This window comes from Streptomyces sp. SID3212 (genome assembly GCF_009865405.1).
Classification (GTDB): Bacteria; Actinomycetota; Actinomycetes; order Streptomycetales; family Streptomycetaceae; genus Streptomyces.
Genome location: NZ_WWJY01000006.1, coordinates 1 through 7956 on the forward strand (window position 1 = coordinate 1; position 7956 = coordinate 7956).

Genomic DNA, 7956 nt, shown 5'->3' on the forward strand with positions numbered 1-7956 from the left:
CCAGCAGGTCGTCCAGCTCGGCGGCGAAGAGCAGGCCGCTGTCGAATCCCATCCCGGTGAAGTGGCCCGCGAGTTCGAGGGACAGGACGCCGTGCAGCCGGGTCCAGAAGGTCAGGCCCCGGTGGAGGGTCGCGGCGGAGGCGGGGTGGTCGCGCGCCCACTGCCGGTGGTCTTCGAGGTGCGTCTCGAACGGCGTCGCGGGGCCGTCCGACGGCACCCCGGCGAACGCGTCGAGCACGGTCGTCATGATCTCGGACGCGATGGCGGTGATGTCGTCGGGCGCGTGGTAGCCGGGGACGGGGGTGCCGTAGATGAGGAAGTACCGGTGGGGGTCCGCCAGGGCCCAGCCGCGCATGGCGTGCGCCAGCGCGGCCAGGTCGGCGCCGGACGCGGCGGCCGTACGGAAGGTGTCGGCGAGGCTCCGGTAGGCGTCCCGGATGAGTTCGGTGATCAGGTCGTCGCGGCTGGCGAAGTACCGGTAGAGGGCGGGGCCGCTCATCCCCATCCGCTTGGCGATCGCGTTGAGGGAGAGCGCGGAGGCCCCCGCCGTGGCGATCTGCTCCCACGCGTGTTCCTTGACCTCCGCGCGTACCTGGGTGCGGTAGCGCTCGCGGGGGGTTGTCGTGCCCGCCTCTGCCATGGCCTGCCGCCTTCCCGCCCTGCGCTTATACAGTCTCAAGATTTAGTTAGAGGCTATCACGAGACCCGATCTCCTCGATCAGCTCGGCGATCGCCATGATCGTGCCCGCCGGTCCGGTGGGATTGACGTAGAGCGCGTACCCCTCGGGAAGCTGCCCGACCAGTTCGGCCACCGGGACGATCCGGGCCGCGAAGGCCCCGAAGGCGTCGTGGTACGCGGGTGAGGTGAAGACGGGGATCACCGGTTCGCCTTCCGCCGACTGTACGGCCAGCGCACCGCCGTCGGTGGCCGTGAGGACGGCGACCTCGGCGGCGGCCAGCGTCCGGACGACGTCCTCGGCGGGCCCGTACCCCGTCACGGCGAGCTGGATCGCGGACTCGACCGGATCGGTGGGCGCGGGCCAGCCGAGGGCCTCCGGGGAGGGGCGGTACTCCTCGTTGTCCTCCCACGCCACGATCGTGCCGGTGGGGCCGGCCAGCCAGCGGCCGGGGATCGCCCAGTCCGGCGGCGCGCTCCCCGCCCGAACCCGGTTCGTGTCCCCGGCCTCGTCGCTGTCCGCTGCCCCGCCCCCGTCGGCGCCCGACCAGGCAGGATCGGGGAGGCTGAGCCATTGGCCGGGCAGGCGCCGGGCGGCCTCGACGATCTCCGCCGGTGGCTCGGGTGTCTCCGGGTCGAACCCGTCGTCGGTCTCTGCCATGCGCGTTCCTCACATCGGTCCGGCTGTCCCGGAGTGTCGAGCGGTGTCCAGCGATACGACGGGCCCGTCGGGCGGTCCGAGGAGCAGGCGGCCCCCGGCCGCGTCCAACAGCGCGAGCCGGATGCCCAGTTCGAACGCCGTGAGAGCGGCCAGCGCCTCGACAAAAGCGGCGGCGCGCGGCGCGTCGGCGCCCAGCCAGGCGAGGAGCAGCCGGAACTGCTGAGTCCGCGTCAGTCCGGCGGAGAGCACGGAGAGCCGGTCGCCTTGGAGGGACGCCTCCGCGTACGTGTCGAGCGTCAACGGTATGCGCAGGGCTGTGAGTTGCCCGGTGGTGACCATCTCGTACGGCGGGAGCAGCGCCTCCGTACCGGGGATCCGGTCCTCCGCGTCCGGGGCCTCCCCCGCCAGCCTGCTGTCCAGCCACGCGGTCAGCGCCTCGGGGGTGGCCGATCCGGGGCCCGCGCCCAGCAGTTCGGGGACGTCCCGGTCCAGCGCGGCGACGAGCAGGCGCGTGAACGCGCCTGGGTCGAGATCGAGGGCGGCCCGTTCGAACTCCGGGCTCCGCGCGCTCTCCGGGCTCTCCGTTTCCTCTCCGTCCTCTCTGTCCTCCCCGTCCTCCCCGTCCTCCCCGTCGGCGGAGGGCACGGTCAGAGGCGCCGGGGCGGGCACGGGGACGAGCGCCGGAGCGGGAAGAGGCGTGGGAGACGGGGGCGAAGGAACCCGTAGCGGCCCGGGCCGGAAGGTGAACCAGTCCGGCCGCTGCGGTACGGGTGTCCCCGTCACGACGATGACCGCCTTGCCCAGAGCGGGATCGAGGACCAACTGCGTCGCCTCGCGGCCCACCAGCGTCTTCCTCGCCGTACTCGACCGGCCGGCGATGGCCACCGCCACCTCGACCGGCGGCTCACCTCCGTCGGAGCCGATCAGGACGACGGGGGTGGCGAGCGGTATCGCGCCCAGCCGCTGGTCGTACCTGACCAGAGCCGCGACCTCGTCGTCCGGCACCCCCGGGACGGTCCCGGTCGGCAGGCGCAGATCGAGTGTCCCGCCTGAGCCGTCTGCGACCACGAAGTAGGGGGAGGCGGGCTGTCCCGAACCCGGCGCGGGCGCCCAGGGGGCGGGGCCGGACACACCGTTGGCGACCGAGCCGTCGGGCGACAGCAGGTAGGTGTCCGTGACGATCTCCTCCCGGACCGGCCGCCCCTTCCAGTCGCGCCCCCGCACGCCTCTCGGTTTCGCCGACACGATGAGTGTGCTGTCGCTCAACGCGCCCCGCTGCATGAGGTGATACGCGGCGAGCTCGGCCGGGTCGCGCGGATCGAGCCCGACGGCCGCGGCGCCGGCCGCCAGCCGGAGCAGCGCCGACCCCTGGGTCAGGTCCACCGCCGGCCTCGGGCCGTCCCCGGGTTTCACGGGGCCCAGATGCAGGACCTTCTCCTCCAGGGCCCGCAGTTCGTCGGGGGTCCGCTCCCCGAGCGCCTCGCGCGCCTTGACCGTCCCCCAGAAGAGCTTCACCCGGTCCGGCGCCCCGGCTCCCCAGGAGACCTCACCCCGCGCCAGGGTGACCAGGCCGTCGAGATCCTGGTCCTTGAGCAGGGCCACCGCCCGGTCCACCGACGGCAGCGGCACAAACGCGCGCAGCGGCAACGGAGTTCCGTCGTCCCTGGTCGTCCGGGCGGCCTCCGCCGCGTACAGCATCGCCTTGACGTCCTCCGGCCCGACGGGGACCCGCGGGGGTTTGGCCGCGCCCGTACGCTCCAGGTGCGCGCGGGTCAGCCGGTCCAGCAGAGGGAGGCTGAACGGGCCGCCGAGCGCGACCAGTTCCGGATCCGCCCGCCGCATCCGCTCCAACGCCCCGATCCCGCGCAGCAGGCGTCGGTACTCGCCCGAGGGATCGTCCTTGTCCGCCTCGACCGGCGCACCGAGCGTCCAGCGCAGTGCCCGGACCAGCCGCAGGGTCTCCCGTCGTGCCCTTCCGGGCGAGATGCCCCTGCCCACGGGCAGTCCGGCCCACTGGGCCAACTGGTCAAGTTCCGCGTCCTCCGGATACGGCCACAGTTCCCGCCAGGCACCCTTCACGCCCTGCACGGTGGCCGCGATCCCGTGCTGGTACGTACCGTCCACGCCGATGCCCAGATAGTGCAGCCGGTCGGGGGCGAGGACCGGCTGGCCGCTGCCGTTGGCGGCTCCTTGCGCCATCGACTCCATGGTGAGGGGATCGAAGACGAACGGTGAGGCGGTGCCTTCGTCCAGGTCGAACCCGGGGTCGGCGAGTGTGTCGGCGAAGCACGACGGAAGGACGATCGCCAGTCTGCGACCGGACTTGAGCGCCTCACCGCGGAGCTTCCGGAAACTCGGACGCCGTTTGACGAAACCGCCCACCTGGCCGCCCCGGACGGACAGGACTCTTCCGTCGACGTGCTCCAGCTCCGCCCGCATCGGTCTGCCGTGCACGTGGAAGTAGTAGACCGGGCGGCCGGCCCACGGCACCGGGTCCGCGTCGCCGGACCAGCCGCCGGTGACCGGATCGAGGTGACCGCTGGTGAGCATCTCCGGCAGCCGCCGGTGCAGTTCGTCCCGGGTGGCCAGGTCACGGTCCCTCATCGAGACACGTCCGACGGGCCGGTGGTGGTGCAGGAGGGTGACGGTCTTGATCCGGCGGTCCGCGACGAGCCCCACGTCCTCCACGTACAGCTCGTCGTACGGCTCCTCCCGGGCGCCTTCCCCTTCGGACCCGTCGACCCCTCCGAGGCCTGCCGGGTCCCGGTCCCCCGGCAGGCTGAGGGCCCAGTCACCGAGCGCTCTTCGCGGGCGGAGGTCGGGGACCTCGATCCTGACCTCGTGGTCGGCGGGGTCGTCGGCGACCAGGTGAGTGGCCCGGCCGGTATGGGTCCAGACCTCTCTGCCCGTCCTGAACGCGGTCCGGCCGGGCAGGTCCAGGCCCTGGCCACCGGCGTCCGGCACGAGCAGCAGGACGGGTACCTCGGCGCCCAGTGCCGCCAACTCGGGATCCATGGCGAGGAGTTCGGCGAACTCCCGCCACGAGATCCTGAGGTGGACCCCGTTCAGCGGCACCCTCACGTGGTCGTGGCCTCCGTCGGCCACGACGGCGTACGGTGTCGGCTGTCCCTGCTCGCCGGGCCGGTGCCACGGCGACGGCTTCGGCGCTCCGGCGACCTTCCCGAGCCGGGTCTCGACGTAGGTGTCCGTCACCACGTTCGTGATCGGATCGGGCGTCAGGTTGCGGCCTCCCGACCGGCCGCCGGGACCGGCGATACGGGTCGCGGCGCTGAACACACCGCTCCTGCTCAGGTGGTACGCGGCCAGCGCGTCCACACTCGTCGCGTGCCCGGCCTTCATGGCGTCCGCCGTCAGCTCGTACAGTTCGGTGAGCGTGGCTTCGTCGACGGCGTCGTCCTCGTCCCGGTGCAGGATCCGGACGGCCAGCACCTCGGGTTCGAAGAAGTCGACCAGCGTGGCCAGTTGCCTGACGGCGGCGGCGTAGGGCGGCAACCCCACCTCGACCGTCACTTTCTGCCGCCCGGGCCCACCGTGGGGGCCGCCGTCCCGGCCTCGGCTGTCCACGACGATGCCGAAGCCGCCGAACAAGTGCGCCTGGCGCAGGCGCCTCAGCGCCCTTCGCAGGTGTTCCTCGAAGACGGCCTGGACGCTCTCCGCGCGTTCGAGCCCGGTGATGTGTACGGTGACGGCCTTCTCGGGCGTCGGTATCCGCGCCTGCGCGCTCAGGGTTCCGGCCCAGGCGACCTGGCGGGCCAGCTCGGTGAGCCGTTCCTCGTCCTCGTCGCCCAGCAGCTTTCCCCGCTCCTCGAAGCTGATCTCCGTGGAAGGAGGCGGCAGGAGGGCGTTCGCGGGGGTGGGGTACCGCTCGGAGTCGGACATGCCGTCGATGTCGTGGCCGGTGTCGATCACCACTTCGTCGTCCGAATCCGCGTAGGTGCCGATGTCCTCGGCGTCGGAATCCGCCACGGCGTCGTCCACCGCGTCCGCGTCGGTCTCGTCCGCCGGTGCGGACGGCTCGGAGAACGCGGGTACGGTCCCCCGCCCCGACGAGGCGGCCCGGGTGGCGTCCGCCCGGTGGTCCCGGTCGGCCGCCCGCTGCCGGACGAGCAACGCCTGCTCGACGCGGCTGAGGCCGGCGTCCGCGACCGACAGCGGTGCGGCACCGCCGAGCAGGGCGGCGTGGATCTGCCGCGCGCCGGTCAACTCGATTCCGGCCCGGGTGAGTTCGTCGGTGGTGACCGGCTCGCGGGGGTCCAGCGCGGGCAGGTCCGTCCCTGTCCCGTCCTCCACGTCGGCAGAGAGATCGCCGGGGCCGGGCTCCTCGGGCAGGACCTCCGGTGCCGCGTCGCTGCCCTCGTAGTGGTTGGAGCCGTTGTAGTAGACCTCGATGTGCCGTACGGCTCCGTCGGGCCCCGCGACACCGTTCAGCCGCCGGTACCCCGACCTCAACGGCCGTACCACGTCGACCTGCACGTCGAACACGTGGGCCAGGAGCGGCAGGAAGATCTCCCCCTCCGGCGTCTCCCAGCGGCTCTCCCAGTTCTCCACCGCGTCCAGGAGCCGGGCCAACTCCTCGCTGTCCAGCGGCGCGTCACTCAGCGGATACACCGCGCCGAGCAGGCGGCGCAGTTGACCGACCGTCAGGGACTCCAGTCGGGGAAGCCGGCCCTGCTCCTCCACCTGGGTGAACATCCGGCTCGGCGCCAGGCTGCCGGCCCGTGCCTCCTCCACGGCTCGGGCGTCGTCCACGGACATCCCCTCGCGGGCGGGTTCCGACGCCAGGCGGGTGTCGACGTAGAGACGCAGCAGCTCGTCGGGACCGAACGCCTCCGGGAGGGAGACGTGATCGACGCCGTGGTGGGCGAGGTGGGCGAGCAGTTCGGCCCGGTCCATCCGCGCCACACGGTGGGCGAAGGCGTCGGTGACCGTCCTGCGGAACTGGCCCGCGATCTGCGGATGGAGGACCCCGTCACTGCGGCCCACGTACTCCGCCACCACGCCCCGGACGGCCTTGATGACGGCGTTCCACGGGCCGCGGGGGCGCCAGGTGGTGGCGTGGCTCCGCAGGTCCCGGTGGACCGTGTCCGCGTTCCCGAGCCAGTCGTGCGCGGCCCGGTCGACGGAGGCGAGGCCGAGGCGCTCGCGCAACCGCTCGGGGTCGCTGGCCATGAAGGAGTAGAGCAGGCATTCACCGTTGCGGGGGACGCGTACGGCCCGGCCCCGGGGGGCGTCACCGCGGCCGGTGGTGGGGCGCGGGGCCGGAGTCTGCGCCGGGGGTGTGGGGGCGGGCGGGGTGACCACGACCTCAGGGGTGTCGATGACCGGCGGCGCGGGAGGAGGCAGAGGTACGGGAGGCGTCGTCGAGGCAGGAAGCGTGGCAGGAAGCGTGGCAGTGGTGTCGACCGAACGGTCGGGGTCCCCGGTCGACAACGCGCGGTCGGTCGACAGTGCCGGGGCAGTGGCGGGCTCCACGGAATCGGTGGTCGTCAATGCCCCGTCGGTGGGAGGCGGCACGGGGCTGGTGGTCGACAACCCCGGATCCGTGGTCAGCGGCGCCGGATCCGGGATCGACAACCCCGAGTCCGTGGTCAGCGGCCCCGGATCCGAGGTCGGGGGCGCCGGATCCGTCTTCGGCGGCGGCGGCACCGGTGGCGTCGTCGTGCCCGATCGCGTCGACTCCGCCGGAGGCACGGCCAGTTGATAGTGGTGGTCCTCAAGGCTCAGCACCACGTGCGGGAGATCACGGTCGGCGTCCTCCACCAAGCCCCGGAGGTTCCCTCCGCCCGCCCCGCCCCCCGGCGTGAAGTGCTGGAAGCCGCCGTCCTCCCCGACCACCGTGATCCGTACCCCGAACGTCCGCGCGGCCAGGGCCGGGAGCAGATCCGCGGCGGAGTGGTTCCAGCCGGTCCCGTCGTCGGCGTCGCCCTTCCGCAGGAGTTGCGCCTCCGCCAGACCCGCCCGGACCTCCGGGCTCAGGTCGGCGGCGTACGGCATGAGTCCGCCCAGCGCGTCGAACTCACGGCGGGCCGGTGTGTCCGCTCCGAGGTCGAGCCCCGCGCCGCCGATCTCACCGTCGTTGAAGACGTCGGTGTCGTCGGGCGCGACAAAGGCCAGCAGATCGGTGTCCGCCGGATCGGTGAGCCGGGCGGCCAACCGCCGCCGCAGCAGGGGCATCGCGTTCGGGTCGGCGAGGTCGATGCCGACGGACGCCAGCAGCTCCGGGTCGGCCCGGTCGAGGCCCTCGGCGAGCGCGCGGAAGAACGAATCGCCGTCCCTCGGCCCGTCGTGCAGCGTGTACGTGTCCTGCTCGGGCGAGGTGAGCACGGCGCCGGGGCCGGTACCGCTCCTCGTGTAGCGAGGAGGGTCCGGACGCGCGGGCGGGGTCGGCCGGGGCGGCGCCTGGTACGTCACCGGCGGCGGTTCCTCCAGGCCGTCGAGCTGCCGTACGCCCTCCTCGGTGGCCGCCAGCCGGTGCCAACGGGTGAGCTGGTCGGCCGCCGCCCGTACCCGGTGGTACTCCGCCGCCGCCCGTTCCGCCGCCTCCCTGAGCCCGCGCAGCTCGTCCGCCGCCGCCTCGAAGGCGTCCCGTTCCGTGTCC

The 7956-nt window shown here is 73.2% G+C and carries 3 protein-coding genes; all 3 read right to left on the reverse strand.

Annotation, left to right across the window (positions count from 1 at the left end):
- Positions 1–640, reverse strand: a 640-nt coding sequence (locus GT042_RS00610) for a TetR/AcrR family transcriptional regulator (RefSeq protein ID WP_161306726.1), incomplete at its 3' end; no start/stop codon positions are given.
- 46 nt (positions 641–686) lie between these two features.
- Positions 687–1337 (reverse strand): type VII secretion system-associated protein, encoded by a 651-nt coding sequence (locus GT042_RS00615; RefSeq protein ID WP_161306727.1) that lies wholly within the window; start codon positions 1335–1337, stop codon positions 687–689.
- Positions 1338–1346: 9 nt separating this feature from the next.
- Positions 1347–7956: lonely Cys domain-containing protein (locus GT042_RS00620; protein ID WP_161306728.1), on the reverse strand; the 6610-nt coding region annotated here is incomplete at its 5' end.